This window comes from Ruegeria sp. HKCCA5491, assembly GCF_013034565.1.
Classification (GTDB): domain Bacteria; phylum Pseudomonadota; class Alphaproteobacteria; order Rhodobacterales; family Rhodobacteraceae; genus Ruegeria.
In genome coordinates, this window is sequence record NZ_WQGG01000002.1 from 51,212 (window position 1) to 72,156 (window position 20,945).

20 protein-coding genes are annotated in these 20,945 nt (G+C 57.8%); 12 read left to right on the forward strand and 8 right to left on the reverse strand.

What is annotated here, in order from left to right; all coding sequences use genetic code 11:
• Positions 1-82: 82 nt before the first annotated feature.
• The 5 genes from GOV88_RS03975 to lgt all read right to left on the reverse strand — a co-directional run bounded on the left by GOV88_RS03975 (position 83) and on the right by lgt (position 4,303).
• Entirely contained in the window at positions 83-865 is a 783-nt protein-coding gene (locus GOV88_RS03975) for a Hint domain-containing protein (RefSeq protein WP_171122240.1), read from the reverse strand.
• Between the two features lie 333 nt (positions 866-1,198).
• Entirely contained in the window at positions 1,199-1,327 is a 129-nt protein-coding gene (locus GOV88_RS20590) for a hypothetical protein (protein WP_255431604.1), read from the reverse strand.
• Positions 1,328-1,596: 269 nt separating this feature from the next.
• Positions 1,597-2,355 (reverse strand): peptidoglycan editing factor PgeF, encoded by a 759-nt coding sequence (gene pgeF / locus GOV88_RS03980; RefSeq protein ID WP_171239607.1) that lies wholly within the window; start codon positions 2,353-2,355, stop codon positions 1,597-1,599.
• Positions 2,352-3,419 (reverse strand): class I SAM-dependent methyltransferase, encoded by a 1,068-nt coding sequence (locus GOV88_RS03985; RefSeq protein WP_171239608.1) that lies wholly within the window; start codon positions 3,417-3,419, stop codon positions 2,352-2,354. Before GOV88_RS03985 ends, pgeF begins: the two co-directional genes overlap by 4 nt.
• Positions 3,416-4,303 (reverse strand): prolipoprotein diacylglyceryl transferase, encoded by an 888-nt coding sequence (lgt, locus tag GOV88_RS03990; RefSeq protein ID WP_171239609.1) that lies wholly within the window; start codon positions 4,301-4,303, stop codon positions 3,416-3,418. Before lgt ends, GOV88_RS03985 begins: the two co-directional genes overlap by 4 nt.
• 97 nt (positions 4,304-4,400) lie before the next feature.
• Between lgt and GOV88_RS03995 the strand changes: the two genes are divergently transcribed.
• The 5 genes from GOV88_RS03995 (at position 4,401) to GOV88_RS04015 (ending at position 7,597) form a co-directional block, all read left to right on the forward strand.
• Entirely contained in the window at positions 4,401-4,649 is a 249-nt protein-coding gene (locus GOV88_RS03995) for an accessory factor UbiK family protein (protein WP_170384762.1), read from the forward strand.
• Between the two features lie 310 nt (positions 4,650-4,959).
• Positions 4,960-5,460, forward strand: coding sequence for a YbjN domain-containing protein (locus GOV88_RS04000; RefSeq protein WP_170753355.1), 501 nt, complete (start codon positions 4,960-4,962; stop codon positions 5,458-5,460).
• Positions 5,461-5,500: 40 nt separating this feature from the next.
• Positions 5,501-6,316: a pyrroline-5-carboxylate reductase gene (proC, locus tag GOV88_RS04005; protein ID WP_171120269.1), complete on the forward strand. Its 816-nt coding sequence runs from the start codon at positions 5,501-5,503 to the stop codon at positions 6,314-6,316.
• Positions 6,309-6,647, forward strand: coding sequence for a tRNA-binding protein (locus GOV88_RS04010; RefSeq protein ID WP_171239610.1), 339 nt, complete (start codon positions 6,309-6,311; stop codon positions 6,645-6,647). Before proC ends, GOV88_RS04010 begins: the two co-directional genes overlap by 8 nt.
• Positions 6,647-7,597 carry a D-glycerate dehydrogenase gene (locus tag GOV88_RS04015; RefSeq protein ID WP_171239611.1) on the forward strand — a complete coding sequence of 317 codons (951 nt, stop codon included), beginning with the start codon at positions 6,647-6,649 and terminating at the stop codon, positions 7,595-7,597. Before GOV88_RS04010 ends, GOV88_RS04015 begins: the two co-directional genes overlap by 1 nt.
• Here the strand turns inward: GOV88_RS04015 and GOV88_RS04020 are convergent.
• Complete coding sequence (locus GOV88_RS04020; protein WP_171239785.1) at positions 7,594-8,172, reverse strand: thymidine kinase; 579 nt, start codon at positions 8,170-8,172, stop codon at positions 7,594-7,596. The two genes, GOV88_RS04015 and GOV88_RS04020, sit on opposite strands and share 4 nt — an antisense overlap.
• A 358-nt stretch (positions 8,173-8,530) precedes the next feature.
• Between GOV88_RS04020 and GOV88_RS04025 the strand changes: the two genes are divergently transcribed.
• Positions 8,531-8,992 carry a hypothetical protein gene (locus GOV88_RS04025; RefSeq protein WP_171120274.1) on the forward strand — a complete coding sequence of 154 codons (462 nt, stop codon included), beginning with the start codon at positions 8,531-8,533 and terminating at the stop codon, positions 8,990-8,992.
• A gap of 78 nt (positions 8,993-9,070) precedes the next feature.
• Here GOV88_RS04025 and GOV88_RS04030 read toward each other — a convergent pair whose 3' ends face one another.
• A complete protein-coding gene (locus GOV88_RS04030) occupies positions 9,071-10,195 on the reverse strand; it encodes a beta-ketoacyl-ACP synthase III (RefSeq protein WP_171239612.1) in 1,125 nt (374 codons plus the stop codon).
• Positions 10,196-10,365: 170 nt separating this feature from the next.
• Between GOV88_RS04030 and GOV88_RS04035 the strand changes: the two genes are divergently transcribed.
• Genes GOV88_RS04035 through GOV88_RS04045 form a run of 3 tightly spaced genes read left to right on the forward strand, consistent with a single transcriptional unit; the run spans position 10,366 to position 14,928 of the window.
• Positions 10,366-10,833, forward strand: a complete 468-nt coding sequence (locus GOV88_RS04035; protein WP_171239613.1) for a MarR family winged helix-turn-helix transcriptional regulator — start codon at positions 10,366-10,368, stop codon at positions 10,831-10,833.
• Positions 10,830-11,867 (forward strand): efflux RND transporter periplasmic adaptor subunit, encoded by a 1,038-nt coding sequence (locus GOV88_RS04040; protein ID WP_171239614.1) that lies wholly within the window; start codon positions 10,830-10,832, stop codon positions 11,865-11,867. Before GOV88_RS04035 ends, GOV88_RS04040 begins: the two co-directional genes overlap by 4 nt.
• A gap of 10 nt (positions 11,868-11,877) precedes the next feature.
• Positions 11,878-14,928 carry an efflux RND transporter permease subunit gene (locus tag GOV88_RS04045; protein ID WP_171239615.1) on the forward strand — a complete coding sequence of 1,017 codons (3,051 nt, stop codon included), beginning with the start codon at positions 11,878-11,880 and terminating at the stop codon, positions 14,926-14,928.
• Between the two features lie 60 nt (positions 14,929-14,988).
• On the opposite strand, the gene carB is transcribed toward GOV88_RS04045, so the two are convergent.
• Positions 14,989-18,333 (reverse strand): carbamoyl-phosphate synthase large subunit, encoded by a 3,345-nt coding sequence (carB, locus tag GOV88_RS04050; protein WP_171239616.1) that lies wholly within the window; start codon positions 18,331-18,333, stop codon positions 14,989-14,991.
• Between the two features lie 177 nt (positions 18,334-18,510).
• Here carB and GOV88_RS04055 point away from each other — a divergent pair, with 177 nt between their 5' ends.
• Genes GOV88_RS04055 through GOV88_RS04065 form a run of 3 tightly spaced genes read left to right on the forward strand, consistent with a single transcriptional unit; the run spans position 18,511 to position 20,908 of the window.
• Positions 18,511-19,638 (forward strand): aminodeoxychorismate synthase component I, encoded by a 1,128-nt coding sequence (locus GOV88_RS04055; RefSeq protein WP_171239617.1) that lies wholly within the window; start codon positions 18,511-18,513, stop codon positions 19,636-19,638.
• Positions 19,593-20,234 carry an aminotransferase class IV family protein gene (locus GOV88_RS04060; protein ID WP_171120288.1) on the forward strand — a complete coding sequence of 214 codons (642 nt, stop codon included), beginning with the start codon at positions 19,593-19,595 and terminating at the stop codon, positions 20,232-20,234. Before GOV88_RS04055 ends, GOV88_RS04060 begins: the two co-directional genes overlap by 46 nt.
• A gap of 2 nt (positions 20,235-20,236) precedes the next feature.
• Entirely contained in the window at positions 20,237-20,908 is a 672-nt protein-coding gene (locus GOV88_RS04065; RefSeq protein WP_171239618.1) for a CPBP family intramembrane glutamic endopeptidase, read from the forward strand.
• Positions 20,909-20,945 lie beyond the last annotated feature (37 nt).

Sequence of the window (20,945 nt, forward strand, 5' to 3'; positions counted from 1 at the left end):
AGAATCGCCGTGACGAGCAAGAACAGTGCCCAACCTAGTAAAATCTGCATAAAGCCCCCACTTTGCAGCAATATTTTTGTGTTTACGCTGTGATTGCGTCTACTTCTCCGTCACCGGCACGCGGCATCAACAGCGGGCCGAAATCGTTCAGCGAATCGACATGCGCAAACAGGTTCAGGTAGATTGACCGCAGCGAATGACTGATCATCCGAACTGCGTTGACCCCCGGGTGATAAGTTTCGAACTGTAGCCCATCAACCTTGATGACCGAGTGGCGTTTTAGGCAGATGTGAAACAGCTCGATCGGAGTGGGCGGAAGGGTTTCGATAACACTCATCCCGTCTTGAAATTCGTGGACCGGTGTCAAAATCGTTTCGTTGCCATGCAGGTGGCGCAGATGGGCCGGTGTCCCGACGATACGCGCGGCCGGACCCGCGATTACGCCAGACAAAGGTTTCTGCATCCCAAACGTGTCCGCCATGATGCGGGTCAAGGGGCGGGTGCGCCCGCGCGAGTCCTCGCGCCCTGGGACAAGAGTGACTGATCCTTTCCACAAAACAGTTTGCGAGGAACCGTCCTGCGTCAGAACGGTGTCACCGGGCAGCAGGTCTTCGATCGCCAAGGGACCCGTCTTTGTTTCAACCAGTGAACCGCGCGTAAATGCGCAGAATGCATCTTCAAACATCGGCAAAGCCGGTGCGATGTGCCGTGTCTGCGAAACGTCACCGTTTGGCATCAGCGAACTGACCTCATAGCGCCGCAGCTGCGCCTTGGGTTTGTTCGGCGATCTTGAGGCATCTTGCAGCATTGCCGAAGTATCAACGGCATTCCTGGCAGCCCGTGAGAGCGAATGTGGAATAGGCATAGTTATTCCGTCCCTTCTAGTACCCGCTCAGACGGAGTGACCTCTCGAAAGAGACCCGTCTGATTAGTCTTATTTTTTGTTTTGATTGAAAGGGCGACCCTAAGGCGGCGGTCGATTCGACGACGCGATGAAAAAATAATCCGCAGACCTTTGGCCAACATTTTGACCCCCCAAACAAACTCACACCAACGCAGGCTGAAATTACCGGCGCACACATGCCCCTGAACCTGACCGCTTTGAATACCTGCGGCAGGCCACACACCGGACCGGAGCACCCCTCCGGCGTGTTTCTTGGCCCTGGGGACCGGCAGCTTGGTACCCTGGGCATGTCGGTCAGCCTTGCTTTGCCAAACGGCGCGCAACTCTGACCGAGCGGCTGGAAACGTGTTTCCACGGCATCTCCAGCCCCTTCTCTTTGCTCGCCGCAACAACGGCGCTGAGAAAGCGAGATTTGATCTTCATTTTGTGTTCCTGCTCCTCGGGGGTTTGACACCCCGTTCCCTATGGTTAGCCAATGTGACGCCATATTGAGGCGCGGATAAGGCTGATCCGGGATCAATTCAGGACAAAATGAAGGTTGGCAGCTCCTCTTTCTTCATACTGTCTCGCACTGCTGGAGCATCGGCAGATAAGCACCTGAGAGCGGACAATAAAACTCAATTTGTTCCGACTCAGATAGACACAAAGAATGTGGCGAAAAAGCGGCGATATCGCCACAATTCGGTCTTGGTTTACAATTTGATTGCTGAAATCAGTCTGCCATAGTCGGCTTCTTTGGCGTGGGTCGCCCTGCGATAGGAATAAAATCTAACCGGATCGGAATAGGTGCAGTGCCGAGTCCACTCGGCTTGACCGATTCCCGCCTGTCGCAGCCTGTGAAGGCCAAATGCGGGCAGGTCGAACTGAAGCCTGTCGCCAGTGCCGTTCGCAAAAAACCGCAGGTTGTCTGGGGAATCCGCGACGAAATCGTCCAGAAACTCTGGACCCACCTCATAGGCTGTCTGCGAAATCGTCGGTCCGATCACTGCAATCGTATTTGTGCGACTTGCGCCCAATGCCTCCATCGCGTCGAGCGTGGCCTCCAACACGCCATCCAGCGCGCCTTTCCAGCCTGCATGGGCTGCGCCGATGACCTGTGCTTCGGGGTCGGCAAACAGAACTGGCTGACAATCCGCTGTCAGGATCGTGAGCGCCAGACCGGGCGTCGATGTTACCACCGCATCAGCCTTGGGCTTTTCCCCATTTATCGGTCCGTCGACCGACAGCACGGTTGGAGAGTGGACCTGATGAACCCCAATCATTGCGTCGGGCGTAACTTCCATTGCGTCCGCAACCCGATTGCGGTTGATCGCTACGGCCTCGGTCTGATCCGAAGATCCATATCCACAGTTGAGCCCGGCGAATATGCCGGAAGACGCGCCTCCGCGACGGCTGAAGAACCCGTGGCGAACAGAGGACAGCATGTCCGAAGTCAGAATTTCCAGTGTCATGATTCCAGTCCCGGAGGGGGGGCGGCATAGGAAGGGTAGAGGCCCAGTACTTTGAACAAGTTTCCCATTTCATTCGGATGCGTCAACCTGCGATGTGCGGAAACCAGTTTATCAAGCTCGACCCCGCTGAGAGTCGCAGAAAGCTTCTGCGCGCGCGCAGTTATTCCCAGCCGCTCCAGAAATACCCCCTGAGGCGTCAGGCGCGTGTGGGCACATCCGGCGGCGCGTGTGGCGGTGGCCAGCGGCTCGAAATCGACATGGGCGGTCAGATCAGCCTGTCCCGGTGCCTGCAAAGGGTCTGCCCGCTGATGCTTGCGAACGGCCTGCAAGGTATCGCCCAGCGAATGCCAGTCGCCATAATCAACAATCAGCCCGGCTCCGCCTTGCGTCGCGATCCGGCCTGCCAAAACGGTGATAATTGGAATTGCGGATGGGCAGAGTTCGACGAGATCACCATCTTGTGTATCGTCCAGCCGATCCATCAGTGCCACCTGAGATGCCTGTGCCCCCAGACCATACGTCAGTGATTCGCCTTCACGCCCGACCAGACGCTCGCGCCATCCATCGCCGTCGCGCAGGAATTGACGTATGGGGAGGGCGTCGAAGAATTCGTTCGCGACCACAAACAGCGGTGCATCGGGCAGGTCGGCAACCGTTTCGATCCAGCGTGGCGTGTATCCCTTCAGGGTATCCGACTGGATTTGTCGAAGGATCGGGGAAGCCTCCAGCAAGGTGACTTCCGCGGCGTCGTGGAAGCCCTCAATGTTTCGGGTTGTGCGCAGAATGTCGGCCATCAACGTGCCGCGCCCCGGACCCAGCTCGGCAAGCGCAAAGCGGTTGGGGTGACCCTGATCTATCCAGGCTTGCGCCAACGACAAACCGATCAGTTCGCCAAACATCTGACTGATTTCCGGCGCTGTGATGAAATCGCCCAGAGTACCCAGAGGGTCGCGGGTGGAGTAATATCCCTGAGTTGGATGCAGCAGGCATTCGGTCATGTAGTCGGCCACGCTCATCGGGCCGTCTTGCGCGATGCGCGCAAGTAGGTGATCGGTCAGAGTCATCGAACAGATCGCGCACGCAGCGCGAACCACAAGCCAAGTGCGATCATGGGGATTGACAGCAACTGACCCATTGTCAGCCCATAGCCGCCGATATGCCACGCCAGCCCCAGCGGATTACCGGGCGAGATGAATTGTGCGTCCGGCTGCCGGAAAAACTCGACAATAAATCGCGAGGCACCGTAACCGGCCAGGAAAACCCCCATGATCAAACCGGGTGTCTTGAACGCACCGCGCCGATAGGCCAGCCACAACAGTACCGCCCCCAGCAGCACCCCTTCCAGCGCCGCTTCATAGAGTTGCGATGGGTGCCGCGCGCACATGCCAGCAAGTACGCCGGGGCAATCCTGCGCGGCCGCACCGGGGAAAATGACGGCCCAGGGCAGCTCGCTCGGGCGTCCCCATAATTCCGCGTTTACAAAGTTTGCCAACCGCCCCAGCAACAACCCCGGCGGAACCGCGTGTGCGATAAGGTCGGCCAAGGACAATACCGGAACCTTGTGGCGACGCGCATACAGATAAGAGGCAACGACCACTCCGAGCAGTCCGCCGTGAAAGGCCATTCCGCCCTGCCAGACTTTTAGAATGTCCTGCGGGTTCGCCAAGTAATAAGCGGGTTGGTAAAACAACACGAAACCCAGCCGACCCCCCAGAATGACGCCGAGAATGATCCATGTGAGCAGGTCTTCCAGTTGCGCGGGCTTCATGGGTGGGGTCGATTCTGGCCAAAGGGCAGGCCGCCGCAGCGCCATTGCACCCAAGCGCCACGCGATCAGAATACCTGCAATATAAGCCAGTGCGTACCAGCGCAGCGCGAACTCCATCCCGAAGAGTGAGATTGAGAACAGCTCGGGCGACAGATCGGGGAAATTCAGAACAGCCTGCATGTGCGTCTCATTGCCCGTGCTTTATGGGGCAAGTCAACCTTGAGCCTGACGCAAACTTTACCCATATAGGGATCAACCGCGATTTCGGAGAAAAGCCATGCAGACCCGCAACAAGATTCTGGACGACGTATCCCAATTGATGACCAACGCCATGGGCGTAGCACAGGGTGCGCGGGAAGAGGCCGAAAATGCGATGAAGTCGATGATCGACCGCTGGCTGGCGGATCGGGATTTCGTGACGCGCGAGGAATTCGACGCGGTCCGTGCGATGGCCCAAAAAGCGCGCGAAGAGAATGCCGCGCTGGAAGAACGCATCGCAGCGCTTGAGGCGAAACTGGACAAGTAACGTCCGAATCCAAATTTTCGATGCAAGAGAAACGCCGCGCGATCCGGGTAGGGATTGTGCGGTGTTGTGCATCTTGCCGCCTTGCAGAATTTAATCAAGACAAAGCTGCACGCGACGCCAATATTTTGATCGCCGTGACCGTTCGTCCACAACTTATTGCTGTTATCCCCAATAAATAGGGTTGCCAGACGCGTACTGGCAGCGCACCATATTTAGTACAGGCCCACGGGGGAAGCCCGGCTTGTAGAGCAGGCAACTAGCGCTGGGGCGCTGCCAGCCCCAAAATGCTAGAGATTAGTGAGGTGGCATTATGGCCCTTTCCGAGCAGTTTCTCGAAGAAGATCTTCATCCAATAGATATTGTTGAACACCTGGCTGAGCACCACGACTGGGACTTTGACCGGATCGGGGATGACCAGATCGCCATGGCTGTCGAAGGGCAGTGGCGTACCTACTCAATCACGCTGGCCTGGTCGAACTATGACGAAACCCTGCGCATGGTGTGTTCGTTTGAAATGGACCCGCCGTCCGAGCGTGAGTCCGAGTTGTACGAATTGCTGAACAAGATGAATGATCAGTGCTGGGCGGGTGCCTTTACCTATTGGGCCAACCAGAAACTGATGGTTTATCGCTACGGTCTTGTTCTTGCTGGCGGACAGATGGCCAGTCCCGAGCAAATCGACACGATGATCACTGCAGCCGTCCTGAGCGCCGAGCGGTATTACCCCGCGATCCAGTTGGTCACATGGGGCAACCGCGATCCCGAAGACGCGATGCAGGTCGCCATTGCAGAGGCCTACGGGCGCGCGTAAAGCTTTGCCCCGAACCGACAAGTAAGGGGGAGGGGCAATCATGGATATGTCACGCGTCGCCGAACAGGGGCTGGTGCTTCTGGGTTGCGGCAAGATGGGATCGGCCATGCTCGCTGGATGGTTGGAGCATGGCCTTCCTGCGTCATCGGTCTGGGTTGTGGACCCGTATCCATCGGACTGGTTGAAGGCGCAGGGCGTCAATATCAATACACCGCTGCCCGAAGCCCCCGCTGTGGTGCTGGTGGCTGTCAAACCGCAGATGATGGGCGAGGCCCTGCCTGCGATCAAGGCGCTGGGCGGCGGCGGCAGCCTGTTTATCTCGGTCGCGGCGGGGACGTCGATTGCCACCTTCGAAGCCGTTTTGGGCACGGACACGCCGATCGTGCGCGCGATGCCAAACACACCCGCAGCGATCCGACAGGGGATCACAGCTTTGATCGGGAATTTTGTCGCATCGAATGACGATGTCGCACTGGCCGAAGACCTGTTGTCAGCCATTGGCGAGACCGTCCGATTGGATGACGAATCTCAGATGGACGCAGTAACGGGCCTTAGCGGTTCAGGCCCGGCCTATGTCTTTCACTTGATTGAAACGCTGGCCGCTGCGGGTCAGGCGCAGGGCTTGCCGCACGATCTGGCAATGAAACTGGCTAAGTCGACTGTGGCCGGGGCTGGTGCGCTGGCGATGGCCGCCGATGACGACCCCTCGCAATTGCGGATCAACGTGACCTCTCCCAACGGTACGACCCAGGCCGCGCTTGAGGTGTTGATGCACGAAGAAGAAGGCTTCCCCGATCTGCTGCACCGTGCCGTGAAAGCCGCTACCGACCGATCCAAGGAGCTTTCTCGTGAATGAGATTTCATTTGACGATTTCCTCAAGGTCGACATCCGCGTCGGCAAAGTCGTTCGTGCCGAATCGTACCCCGAGGCGCGCAAGCCTGCGATCAAGATGTGGATCGACTTCGGCGATGAAATTGGTGAGCGTAAGACATCGGCCCAGATCACCGCGCATTACGACCCGGCCACGCTGGTGGGTAAACAGGTGATGGCTGTGGTGAACTTCCCTCCGCGCCAAATAGGTCGCTTTGTGTCCGAAGTGCTTGTGTTGGGTCTTCCTGATGAAAGTGGCGAGATTGTTCTGATCGGCCCTGATGGTGACGTTCCTGTTGGCGGGCGGATGCACTGATGAGACTACTTGTTGCCCGCCCTATGACAGCAGCAGTCACAGCCCGCGCGCGGGCAGAGTTTGATGTCGAGTTTCGCGAAGATACATTACCGATGACGCGGGATGAGATGCTGCGTGCGTTGACCGAATTCGATGTGGTGGTCCCGACTTTGGGCGATCTTTTTTCGGAACAGGTATTCGCACTGGTGCCCAACCCCCGATGCAAATTGCTGGCAAATTTCGGAGTTGGGTATAATCACATCGACGTGGATGCGGCGCGGGCCGCAGGCGTTGCCGTGACGAACACACCGGGCGCCGTCACGGATGCAACCGCTGACATAGCGATGACCTTGCTGCTTTCTACAGCCCGGCGTGCGGGGGAAGGGGAACGGCAGGTCCGGGCTGGCACTTGGCAGGGATGGCATCCGACGCAGATGCTGGGCCACCACGTGACGGGCAAACGTGTTGGGATCGTTGGTATGGGGCGCATCGGTCAAGCTATCGCCCGTCGGTGTCATTTCGGGTTTGGAATGCAGGTCTTTTATCAATCCCGCAGCAAGAAAGAGATCGACTTTCCGGCGGAATATGTTCCTGACCTGAAAGAGCTGGGTGCTCGGGTCGATTTCCTGATCCTGGCAGTCCCTGGCGGTGCGGAAACCCGTCACCTGATCAACGCGCAGATACTAGAAGCTATGAACCCGTCGGCCCTTCTGATCAATATCGCGCGCGGAGAAGTCGTGGACGAATCTGCATTGATTGCCGCGCTGCGTGCCGGCCAGATCGCCGGAGCGGGATTGGACGTCTATGAGTTTGAGCCCGCGGTCCCGCAAGCCCTACTCGACATGGAGAACGTGACACTGTTGCCCCATCTGGGCACCGCGACCGAAGAAGTGCGCAGCGATATGGGGAATATGGCCCTGGACAATGTGGCCGCATTTATCGACGGACGCCCACTGCCGAACCCGGTCTAAGTGCCCACAGCCTCACGCCAGTGTTTGCGGCATAGCGAGACGTAAGTTTCGTTCCCGCCAATCTGCACCTGCGCGCCTTCGGTGATGGTGTTTCCGTTTTCGTCCTGACGAATCACCATCGTCGCCTTGCGCCCGCATTCGCATATGGTGCGGACCTCACGCATTTCGTCAGCCAATGCCAACAACGCAGCCGAGCCTGGAAATAGACGGCCCTGAAAATCCACGCGCAGCCCGTAAGCAAGCACTGGCACTTTCAGGTCGTCTACGGCGCGCGCCAGTTGCCAAACTTGATCTTCGGTCAGAAATTGGGCTTCGTCGACAAACACGCAGGCGACTTTATCTTTGGCCAATCGCCCTTCGATCATTGCGAAAACATCGTCTTGAGCCGTGAACGTGTCGGCGTCCGACGATATTCCGATTCGGGATGCAATCTTGCCCACACCTGCACGTCCGTCCAACGCGGCGGTCATCAAATAGGTATCCATGCCCCGCTCGCGATAGTTGTGCGAGGCTTGCAACAGGACGGTCGATTTGCCTGCGTTCATTGTAGAATAATTGAAGTACAGCTTTGCCATGGTCCCGGGTCTAAAACGCCTGAACGGTGCGGACAAGCCATCATATGTCGCAGTAGAAGCGACGCCGCCGTTGTTGCTGTCAGGGCCGAGCATAGGCTCAATGGGGATGGATACCCGAACGACAACAACAGCGACGTCGTCGGCCAACATGCGGCCTAAACAAAGCAGGGCATTCAAAAATTACCCCACAATCACTCGTACTCGGCAAGAACTGCCGCCACTCACTCACAAAACCCCCGCATATCTGAGGGATAGCCAATATATGCCATTTGAATTATGACTCGGTTATGGGAAATTTCTTTTCCCTTTCCCCCGCAACGAAGAATACACTGGGGAGGCAGGCAGCAGAGGGTGGAGCATGGCGGATATTGGGGCTTATCTGAAAAAGCATACCGAAGCGTTGGTTAAGGATGTCGGAATCGAAGCAGCGTGCGAGATTACCGGAAAATCCAAGGCGACGCTTGGGCGTTATTATTCTGACAACGCTGAACATGCCGACCGCTTTATGCCCGTCGACGCCGTTGCCCGTCTGGAGGGAGTTGCCAATTTTCCGCACGTCACCTCGGCCTTGGCGGATCTGAAAAATATCACGCTGTCCTATGATGGACGAAACAGTGAAACACCGCGCACGGGCGGGGTGAATTCTGACGTGATTGCGTTGAGCCAGCGCTTTGCGATGCTGATGACCGAGTATCAAGCCGCGATTGAAGATGGCATCATTACGGTCAACGAAGCAAAACGGCTGCTGAAAGAAACCAGCCTGCTGCAACAGGTTCTGATCGAAATGAAGCTGCACCTAGAAGAAGAAAGCGTGAGCTGACGCCACCACCGGCCCCTGTCGGGCCGGGGCCAATCCAAAGCTTTCAGTCAGGGAGTCCGGTTTGCCAGGATGAGTGCCTTATCCGTGGCGCTTCACAATCACCGACCCAACTGAATACCCCGCCCCGAATGAGCAGATCAGGCCGACTTCGCCTTCTGCAAAATCATCGGAGTATTTTGAAAACGCGATGATCGACCCAGCCGAAGACGTGTTGGCGTAGTCCTGCAAAATGTTGGGCTGTTCCTCGGGTGCCGGTTGCCGTCCCATCACTTTCTTACCGATGAAATCGTTCATGGTCTTGTTCGCCTGATGCAACCACAGGCGCTTTAGGTCTTCGCTGCTGACGCCCTCGGATTCCATGTGGTCTGCGATGTGTTTGCTGACCATCGGCAAGACCTCTTTGAACACCTTCCGGCCGTTCTGCATGAACTGCATGTCACGGCGATCCTCAAGTCCGGCAGGTCGGGTGCGGCGCAGAAATCCGTTGTTGTTTCGGATGTTATTGGAAAACTCGGTTGCGCAACGTGTCGAGAGTATTTCGAAATGCGGGCCATCCGCGTCATCGATCCTTTCGATCAAGGTCGCTGTTGCGACGTCGCCAAAGATAAAATGACAATCACGGTCTCGCCATTCCAAATGCCCCGTGCAAATCTCGGGGTTCACCACCAGCGCGCTTTTGACTGAACCCGACCGAACCATGTCGGCGGCGGCCTGAATGCCGAACGTCGCCGAAGAACAGGCGACGTTCATGTCAAACCCAAAACCGTTTATGCCCAGTGCTTGCTGTATCTCGATCGCGATCGCGGGATAGGCGCGCTCGTGGTTCGAAGCTGCGCAGATGACCAGATCTACATCTTCTGCGGTGCGCCCGGCCTGTGCCAATGCTTTCTTGCAGGCGTCTACAGCCATCTCGGTCATGATGCCCGGCTCGTCATCGCTGCGCTGACGCATAAGGGGGTGCATGACGTCAGGGTCCAGAACGCCGCTTTTGTCCATCACGTAGCGGTTTTCGATACCAGAGGCTTTCAGGATGAACTCTTCCGACGAATGTTGCATAGGCTCCATCTCGCCTGCGGCAATCGCGTCTGCGTTCTTGGCGTTCATCTTGTCGGCATAGGCATTGAACGCGGTGACAAGTTCGGCGTTCGTGATGACATTCTCTGGCGTGAAAACACCGGTGCCGGTGATAGCTGGCGTGTACATGATCATCCCTGGATATCTCGAATTTGCCCAAAATGCAGTCAACTTGGGGTTAGTTCAAGGTAGATTGACCTAAGGGAATATCAAAGTTGGGGATTTAATCAGCTTCACTTGTTGAATATTTCATTTTTCGAAGTATACGGCGAAGACGAAATCTGAAATGGATTCGACCAATGACCTTAGACGACAGTGAGCTGGTAAAGCGCCTTAGCCCTGAAATGCAGGCAATGATGGGGGTCTATGCTCTCTACTGGAAGTTGCGGGAAAGCCTGGATCTCATCGACGTAGAGGTAAGCCAGCAGGAATGCCACATGCTGATCAAGCTGGATCAACCTAAACGTATGGGCATCTTGGCGGCGGATATGCTGACGGTTCCTTCAACCATCACCTCAACGGCTGACGCACTTGAGGCGGCGGGATATCTGACGCGTCAGCGCGACCCCGAGGATCGCCGCGCGTGGCTGTTGGTTTTGTCGGACAAGGGTCTGGAAATGCGCCAGGAAATTTTAGCCGAGGCCGGTGCTTTGTTTAACCGGGCCTCTGGATTGAACGATGCCGAAACCGCCGAGTTTGCGCGGCTGGCCCGGAAAATCCGGGAAAACATCTTAAAAACGGGAATACCCGAGGGAATGACGAAATGAAGCTTTTCTCTGTTCTAAGCCTTGCTCTGAGCGTTCTGGCAGCCCCCTTGGCGGCACAGGAAGCTGTAAAGCCGGTTAAGCTCATGGTTGCAAAGGAAACAAGCCCGGGGTTTTCGCGTCAGTTTTTCGGGCGGGTGGCAGCGCGCCAGACGGTTGATCTGGCGTTTCAGGTGGCCGGGCAGATCGTCGAGCTTCCCGTGACGCAGGGCTTCGTTATCCCGAAGGATGGGTTGATCGCCCAATTGGATCAGGAACCGTTCCAGCGTCGGTATGACCGCGCGGTGCTGCAAAAGGATCAGGCAGATCGCACTTTGGCTCGTTTGTCGCGCTTGCGGGGGACAGCAGCTAGTCAGGTGGCGGTGGATGACGCGGAAACCGCCGCGCAGCTTGCCGAAATTGCAGTACGCGATGCGCAGTACGATCTGGAACAGGCCACTTTGACCGCGCCGTTTGATGCTTTGGTATCAAGTCGGGCGGTCGAGTCCTTTACCACCGTATCGGCGGGCACTCCGATTGTGCGCATTCACGACATGTCCGAATTACGGATCGAAGTCGATGTGCCTGAAATTCTGTTCCAGCGCTCTGGGCAGCAGGATGACATCGAAATCACCGCCAAGTTCCCCGTCAGTGACGAGGTCTTCCCGTTGCAGATTCGCGAGTTTGACGCGGAATCGTCAAGTGTGGGGCAGACTTTCCGCATCCAGTTCGGTCTTACCCCGCCGGAAGGATTGCAGATTCTGCCCGGCTCTTCGGTGACGGTAAACGTGCAGGTGCAAGATCAGCGCACTGGCATCATTGTCCCGTCGACGGCCATTGTCGCTGATGCGGAAGGGGAACTGGGCATCATGGTGTTTTCACCTGCCGGGGCAGATGAAGGCACTGTTCGTCGGGTTGCGGTCACGATCGAACCCACTGAATCAGGTGATGTTCGTGTTCTGACGGGCCTGAACAATGGCGATGAGATCGTGGTTGCCGGAGGCGGCGCCCTAACCGACGGGCAGGCGGTGCGCCGCTTTGTCGGATTTGCGAACTGAGGGGCAAGGGATGAACATCGCACGCGCTTCCATCGACCGCCCGATCTACACATGGCTGATCATCTTGATCGCCTTGTTTGGAGGTATTTGGGGATTCTTGTCGCTTGGTCGGCTTGAAGATCCTGCATTTACAATCAAGAACGCGGTCATCTCGACGCAATATCCCGGTGCCACGGCTGAAAAGGTGGCGCTGGAAGTATCTGAGCCGTTGGAATCCGCCATTCAGCAGATGGGCGAGGTCGACACTATCACCTCGATCAACCAGCCCGGATTTTCGCTGATCGAGGTTGAGATCAAATCCACCTATGACGGCACCGAATTGCCCGAGGTCTGGACCAAACTGCGTGCAAAAATGCGCGATGCCGCCCGCCATCTTCCCCCGGGTGTTGGGCAACCGTTGGTCAACGACGGTTTTGGAGATGTGTTCGGTTTGTTCTATGCCGTGACTGCGGATGGATTCTCAGACGCGGAAAAGCACGAGCTGTCAACATTTTTACGGCGCGAATTGCTAACAGTAGAAGGCGTGGCCGATGTTGAGGTGATGGGGCTGCCGGAAGAGGCTATTTTCGTCGAACCCGATCTGGCGATCACGGTGAACCAGAATGTTCCTATTCAGGCGGTCAACGAAGCAATCGCCAACGCGGATTCCGTCAACGCATCGGGGTCCGTGCGGTCAGAGGACGAGCGCACGACTATTCTGACAGCAGAAGGGTCTGACAGCGTTTCGGCCATCGCCGGGCTGTCGGTGGGGTCACAGGGGCAGGTGATCAATCTGTTCGACATGTCCGACGTATATCGTGGACGTCAAACTGATCCTGATGTCATCATCCGCTTTGACGGAGCCGAGGCCTTTACGCTGGGCATTGCTGGCCTGTCGTCGGAGAATATTGTCGAGGTCGGCAAGCGGGCCGACGCCAAGTTCGCCGAGCTGGATTCTCAGGTACCCTTCGGCGTCGAAATCCAGCCGATCTATCAGCAGCATGTCGTGGTTGAACAAGCCTCGAACGACTTTCTCGTGAACCTTGCGCTTTCTGTGACCATCGTGGTTGCAGTGCTGGCACTGTTTATGGGTTGGCGTGCGGCGATTGTCGTCGGTTCGACCTTATTGCTGACGGTTGTCGGGACGCTTTTGTTCATGTCGATTTTTTCGATCGAGATGGAGAGGATTTCGCTTGGCGCACTGATCATTGCCATGGGGATGTTGGTGGACAATGCCATCGTGGTCGCCGAGGGTATGCAGATCGCGATGTTGCGGGGTAAGAACTCACGCGATGCTGCGGACGAGGCTGCCTCTAAGACACAGATCCCGCTGTTGGGCGCGACGATCATTGGTATCATGGCCTTTGCCGGTATCGGTCTCAGCCCTGATGCGACGGGCGAATTCCTGTTCTCGCTGTTTGCCGTGATCGGCATCTCGCTACTGCTGAGCTGGGTGTTGGCGCTGACCGTAACGCCGCTGCTGGGCCACTACTTTTTCAAGCAGGGCAAAGAGGGTGCGGTGGATGCTTATGGCGGGATCATGTTCCGTTTCTACGGCGCTATCCTGCGCTGGGCGCTGCGGTTCCGCTGGCTGGTGATCGCTGGATTGATCGGGGTGACCGTTGCCTGTTATGCGGGCTTCGGTCTGGTCAAACAGCAGTTCTTTCCCGACTCGAACACGCCACTATTCTTCGTTCATTACAAATTGCCTCAGGGCACGCCAATCTCGCGCACTGCGCAGGACATGGCTGTCTTCGAAGACTGGCTGGCCGAACGGGAAGACGTGGTCTCGGTCACGACTTTTGTCGGGCAGGGCGCGACCCGATTCCTGCTGACCTATTCAGCGGAAAAGCCTAATCCCAGCTACGGTCATCTGATCATCCGTACAAAAACGCTGGACGACATTCCGCCGCTGCAGGCGGAACTCGAAACCTTCGGAACGGCCCAGTTCCCCGAGGGTGAATTCCGGACCCGGCGTCTGGTATTCGGTCCCGGTGGAGGAGATCCCATTCAGGCGCGCTTCTCGGGCAGTGATCCGGCCGTATTGCGGCAGCTTGCGGATGAGGCCGTCTTGCTGATGCGAGAAGCGTCGGACAACGTCCTGAATGTGCACCACGACTGGCGCGAGAAAGAACTGGCGGTGCAGCCGATCTATGCAACCGAACGGGCGCAGACAGCAGGGGTCACGCGAGAGGATATTGCCGCCACGCTGCAATTCTCGACGGATGGGATATCTGGCGGCATGTTGCGCGAACGCGATCGCCTGATCCCGATTATTCTGCGGCGACCAGCCGACGGGGATTATTCAATCGTTGATCAGGTCGTATTCTCGGATCAGTCCGAAAAGTTCGTTCCCATCGAGCAAATGGTTGATGGGTTTGAATACAAAGCCCTGAACACACTGGTGCATAGACGCGACAGGGTGCTGACCATCACGGTAGGGGCGGATATTCCGTCTGACCTGACGGCGGCACAAGTGCATTCGGAAGTGCGAAGCGCCATAGAATCCATGGACCTTCCGCCAGGATATCGCATGGAATGGGGCGGTGAGTTTGAGAATGCGGGTGACGCGAATGAAAGCCTTGGCCGTCAGTTGCCTTTGAGCCTGCTGATCATGATTTTGATCTCGGTTCTGATATTCAACGCCATTCGTCAGCCGATCATAATCTGGTTGCTTGTGCCCATGTCGGTCAACGGTGTTGTCATCGGCCTGTTGGGAACCGGTCTGCCCTTCACCTTTACCGCCCTTCTGGGGCTGCTCAGCCTGTCGGGTATGTTGATCAAGAACGGGATCGTTCTGGTCGAGGAAATCGACCTTGTGCGCGAAACCGGCAAGGGGCTGCGCGAGTCGATCATCGAAGCTTCGGTCTCGCGTCTGCGGCCGGTGATGCTGGCGGCGATTACTACCATTCTGGGGATGGCGCCGCTGTTGACGGATGCGTTCTTCAAGTCGATGGCGGTGACGATCATGGGGGGGCTGGCCTTTGCCACGATCCTGACCATGGTGGCGGCTCCGGTGTTCTATATGGTGTTCTTCCTGCCTGAGTACCGGCGGAAATCAGCGCCGCAGCCTGTTGTTTGAACGAAAAACCCCCGGTCACTGACCGGGGGTTTTTCTTTATTCTGGTGCGGGGTGGCGGGGTCAGCCTTGCAGCGATTTGACCTCGACATCGCCTTCGGCCTGCGCCTTGATTGCCAAAGCTGCTGCATGGCTGGCGGCCGCTGTGGTGAAATAGGGGATCTTGTCATAGAGCGCGATGGAGCGGATAGACTTGCTGTCTTCGACCGCCTGCGCGCCTTCGGTGGTGTTCATCAGCAACTGCACCTGACCGTCTTTCAGCATGTCCGCCACGTCGGGGCGACCTTCATAGACCTTATTGACCACGTCGCAGGCCACGCCCTGTTCTGCCAGCCATGACTGCGTGCCGCGGGTTGCGACCAGCGAGAAGCCCTGTTCGGTCAGTACCTGCGCTGCCTCAAGCATTGCGGGCGTCTTGTCGGCATCCTTGATCGAGATAAATGCCCGGCCCTCGGACGGCAGCACCATACCGGCCCCCATCTGCGCCTTGAGGAAGGCGCGCGGGAAGTCGCGGTCCCAGCCCATAACCTCACCAGTCGATCGCATTTCGGGGCCAAGGATCGTATCGACGCCGGGGAAGCGGGCGAAGGGCAGCACTGCCTCTTTCACCGAGAACCACGGCATGTCTGGGTCGGCCAGTGTCATCTGGTCCGCAATCTTGGTGTCCTGACCCTCTTTGTACGCCGGGCGCATCGGGAAGCTTGCCAGTTTTTCACCAGCCATGATGCGCGCGGCGATAGACGCAATCGCGCTGTCGGTGGCTTTGGCGACGAATGGCACGGTGCGCGAGGCGCGAGGGTTCACTTCGATCAGGTAGATCTCGCCGTCCTTGATCGCGAACTGCACGTTCATCAGGCCGACGACGTTCAGCGCCTTGGCCAGTTTGAACGCCTGATCCTTGATCTGGTCGAGGATATCCTTGGACAGCGAGTAGGGCGGCAGCGAACAGGCCGAGTCGCCCGAATGCACGCCCGCTTCCTCGATATGCTGCATGATGCCCGCAACGTGCACGTCGGTGCCATCACACAGCGCATCGACGTCCAGCTCAACCGCACCCGCCAGATAGCTGTCCAGCAGAACGGGGCTGTCGCCCGAGACCACAACGGCCTCGTTGATATAGCGCTTAAGCTGCTCCATATCGCGCACGATTTCCATCGCGCGACCACCCAGAACGTATGAGGGGCGGATCACCAGCGGGAAACCGATTTCGTCCGCGATCTCCAACGCCTGTTCGTCGGTCGAGGCAATGCCGTTCTTGGGCTGTTTCAGACCCAGATCGTTGACCAGCGACTGGAACCGTTCGCGGTCTTCAGCGAGGTCAATCGCATCCGGCGTGGTGCCGAGGATCGGAATGCCTTCGGCCTCCAGCGCGTTGGCCAGTTTCAGCGGGGTCTGTCCGCCGAACTGAACGATGACGCCGTGCAGCGTGCCGTTTTCCTGCTCTTTCGTCAGGATTTCCATGACGTGTTCAAAGGTCAGCGGCTCGAAATACAGGCGGTCCGAGGTGTCATAGTCGGTGCTGACGGTCTCGGGGTTGCAGTTGACCATGATGGTCTCATACCCCTGTTCGGTCAGTGCGAAACAGGCGTGGCAGCAGCAATAATCGAACTCGATCCCCTGACCGATCCGGTTGGGGCCGCCGCCCAGAATGACAACCTTTTTTCGGTCACTCGGGCGTGCCTCACATTCGACCTCGCCCATCATCGGGGCCTCGTAGGTCGAGTACATATAAGGCGTTTGCGCCTCGAACTCGGCGGCACAGGTGTCGATGCGTTTGAACACAGCGTTGACGCCCAGATTACGGCGGGCGCGGCGGACGTTATCCTCATCCCGACCAGTCAGGTTGCCCAAACGCGCGTCGGTGAAGCCCAGCATTTTCAGCTTGCGGATGCCATCTTCGGTCACCGGTAGGCCATCCGCGCGGACCTGACGCTCGGCGTCGATGATCTCGCGGATGCGGGCCAGGAACCACGGGTCAAACTTGGTGACACCGAAGATTTCATCATCGGTCAAACCATGACGCATCGCCTGCGCGATGGTGCGCAGGCGGTCGGGTGTCTGCTGGCTGATAGCCTTGATGACGGCGGCCTTGTCGTCCGCTTCGTCCCACAGACCCACGTTCAGGCCGGGGATTTCAATTTCATCAAACCCGGTCAGGCCCGATTCCATCGAGGCCAGCGCCTTTTGCATCGATTCGTGGATCGTGCGGCCGATGGACATCGCCTCACCCACCGATTTCATTGCGGTGGTCAGGTAGGGTTCCGAGCCGGGAAATTTCTCGAACGCGAATTTCGGAATCTTGGTGACGACATAGTCAATGGTCGGCTCGAACGAGGCGGGCGTGACCTTGGTGATGTCGTTGTCCAACTCATCCAGAGTATAGCCCACGGCCAGCTTGGCCGCGATCTTGGCAATCGGGAAGCCGGTTGCCTTGGAGGCCAGCGCGGACGAGCGAGACACACGGGGGTTCATCTCGATCACAACCATGCGGCCATCGACGGGGTTGATCGCCCATTGCACGTTCGATCCGCCGGTCTCAACCCCGATCTCGCGCAGCACGGCAATCGAGTGGTTGCGCATGATCTGGTATTCTTTGTCAGTCAGCGTCAGCGCCGGGGCCACGGTGATCGAGTCACCCGTATGCACACCCATTGGGTCGACGTTTTCGATGGAACACACGATGATGGCGTTGTCGGCAGTGTCGCGCACCACCTCCATCTCGTATTCTTTCCAACCCAGCAGGCTTTCGTCGATCAGGATCTGACCCACGGGAGATGCATCCATGCCTGTACGGCAGATATGAATGTAATCCTCGCGGTTATAAGCCACGCCGCCGCCAGTGCCGCCCAGTGTAAAGGCGGGTCGAATGATGGCGGGCAGACCAACCGTTTCCAGCGTTTCCAGTGCCAGCGCAACACCAGCCTCAAGGTCTTTCTTGCCATCCGCATCTTTGGGGGCGGTGACAATCTCGGCCTTGGGGTTTTCGATGCCCAGCCGGTCCATCGCCTCGCGGAACAGGGCGCGGTCTTCGGCCATCTCGATGGCGTCGCGCTTGGCGCCGATCATCTCGACGCCGAACTTGTCCAGCACGCCCATCTCTTCCAAGGCAAGCGAGGTGTTCAGCCCAGTCTGCCCGCCCATGGTAGGCAGCAGCGCGTCAGGGCGCTCTTTCTCGATGATCTTGGCGACAACTTCGGGGGTGATCGGCTCAATGTAAGTGGCATCCGCTAGCCCGGGATCGGTCATGATCGTGGCCGGGTTTGAGTTCACCAGAATAACCCGGTACCCTTCTTCCCGCAGCGCTTTACACGCTTGCGCACCGGAATAGTCGAATTCGCAGGCCTGACCAATAACAATGGGGCCGGCCCCGATGATCATGATCGACTGGATGTCGGTTCTTTTGGGCATGGCCATGCTCCTTCGATTGTTCGCGAGTCAGGGCACCCCCCGAGCGCCCAAATTGTCCTGCGTTATAGGGACCGCGCGAAAAGGTTCAAGGGGTATCGGAAACGGGGGCAAAATTGCCGCTTTCCCCTCTTTCCCTTAGCGCCGTATTCTCTATACCGCGCAGCACGGCAAATGAGGATGCACTTGCGTATTCGTTTTGATCAGGGCCCGGCCGGGCAGGGGACAACGTTCGACCGGCCAACAGACGTGATCCGCGCTGATACTGCGGACGAGGTGCCCCAGGCTTTGGCGGCGCTGGATGGCGCGCGCATGGGTGGGGCGTGGCTGGCAGGCTATGCCAGTTACGAACTGGGCTATGCGCTAGAGCCGCGCCTTGCGGACCGGATGCCCCAAGGTCGACGTTTGCCGCTGCTGTGTTTCGGGGTGTATGACACACCGCGCTCTACCGATCTGCCCGCCAATCGGGGCGGAATGACAGGGTTTGAACCACGCTGGGACGAGGCACGATACACGCGCGCGTTCCAACAGGTGCACGATGCTATCGGCGCAGGCGACATCTATCAGGCAAACCTGACCTTTCCGATTGATTTGACGGTCGAGGGCGACAGCGCCGACGTATATGCTGCGCTTACCGAGGGGCAGTCTGTGGGCCATGGCGCGCTTGTGCAGCAGGACGGCTTGCCCGACTTGCTTAGCCGCTCACCCGAGTTGTTCTTTCGCACGGATGCCGATCGGATGATCGAGACCCGGCCGATGAAAGGCACCCAGCCGCGCAGCGAGGATTTGGCAGAAGACGCCCGACGCCGTGATTTTCTGTCGCGTGACGACAAGAACCGTGCCGAAAACCTGATGATCGTCGACTTGCTGCGCAACGATATCAGCCGCGTGGCGATGCCCGGCTCGGTCAAGGTGCCCGAATTGTTCAAGGTCGAGACTTACGCGACCGTGCATCAGATGATCTCACTCGTGCAGGCGCAACTGCATCTCGGGGCCGAGTTGTCGGATATTTTGATGGCCCTGTTCCCCTGCGGCTCGATCACCGGCGCGCCCAAAATCCGCGCGATGGAGATTCTGTCTGACCTCGAGCCTTGGCCGCGCGACATCTATTGCGGCGCGATTGGCTGGGCCGCGCCGGATGGGCGGTCGGAATTCAACGTGGCAATCCGCACGTTGATGGTTGAGGGTGGCAAAGCGACCTTAAACGTAGGGGGAGGCGTCGTTTGGGACAGCACCGCTCCGTCAGAATATGAGGAGGCGCTATGGAAAGCCCGCTTCGCCCGCCAGATGACCCTGACTTCCGTTTAATCGAAACGCTGGCCTTCCGGCCGGGACAAGGGTTTGTGCGACGGGATCGCCATTTGGCCCGTATGGCGCGATCGGCCGCCGCTTTTGGTATTCCATTCGACGGTGTGTATGCAGTTGAAATGCTTGATAAGGTCGTTGGCGAGTCACCGCTGCGCTGCCGGTTAACTCTGGCCGCAGACGGGCAGTTGGAGGTGACCACCGGTGCACTGGCCGACAATCCACCTGTTTGGGAGGTAGCTGTTGCCGAGCCTCGTTTGTGCGCGTCCGATATCTGGTTGCAGCACAAAACCACACAGCGCGTGGTTTACGACGCCGCCCGCGCGGCCTTGCCCATCGGGGTCGATGAACTGCTCTTCCTGAACGAACGTGACGAGCTGTGTGAAGGCACCATCACCAACCTGTTTGTCGATATGCCCGACGGCCGTCGCCTGACGCCCGCACTGTCCAGTGGCGTGCTGCCGGGCATCCTGCGCGAAGAATTGCTGGGTAATAAACAGGTTACCGAAGCCACCCTGACCTTGACCGAACTGAAAAGCGCAACAAAGTTCTATATGGGCAATTCGTTGCGTGGTCTGATCCGGGCGGAGTTGGCATAACCGTGAGCAAACAAATTGATTGGGCCAACAGCGCGGCACCGCACATGCGGTTGCGATTGGAATTTGGGCTATTCTTCATTGCTGTACCGGTGTTGATCGCGGTGTTTTTCCCGCCCAACTGGATGTTCCCGTCCCTGTTTGGCTTTACGGGGCTAGGCATCGTATTGCTGCATTTCACGCCGGGCTTCGCCTGGGCTGAGCTGCGGTATAACTGGCGCAACTGGTCCTGGGGCGAAGTGGCAGTTTTTGCCGTCGCGATGACGCTGTTTTGCACCGCCCTTGTAATGGCCACAAGGCCCGACGCCGCATTCTTTCTGCTACGCAACCGGCCCGAGTTTCTGATCGTCATCTGGACCTTCTATCCAGTGGTCTCGGCATTGCCACAGGAATTGCTGTTTCGCGTTCTGTTTTGCCGCCGTTACCACGCGATCCTGCCGAATGGCCGTGCCTTTTACCTGCTGAATGCGTCCCTGTTTTCACTGGCTCACCTTATGTATTGGAGCTGGATCGTTGCCATCATGACCTTTGGCGGCGGGCTGCTGTTCACATGGGCCTATCGCAAGCGCGGCTCGTTTTTCTACGCGGTGCTGTTGCACGCGATTGCGGGGAACATCATCTTTGCGGCGGGTCTGGGCATCTATTTCTACTCGGGCAACGTGCAAAGGCCGTTTTGACGGGCTGACCTGCCTTGACTTTCCAAGCCTGACAGGG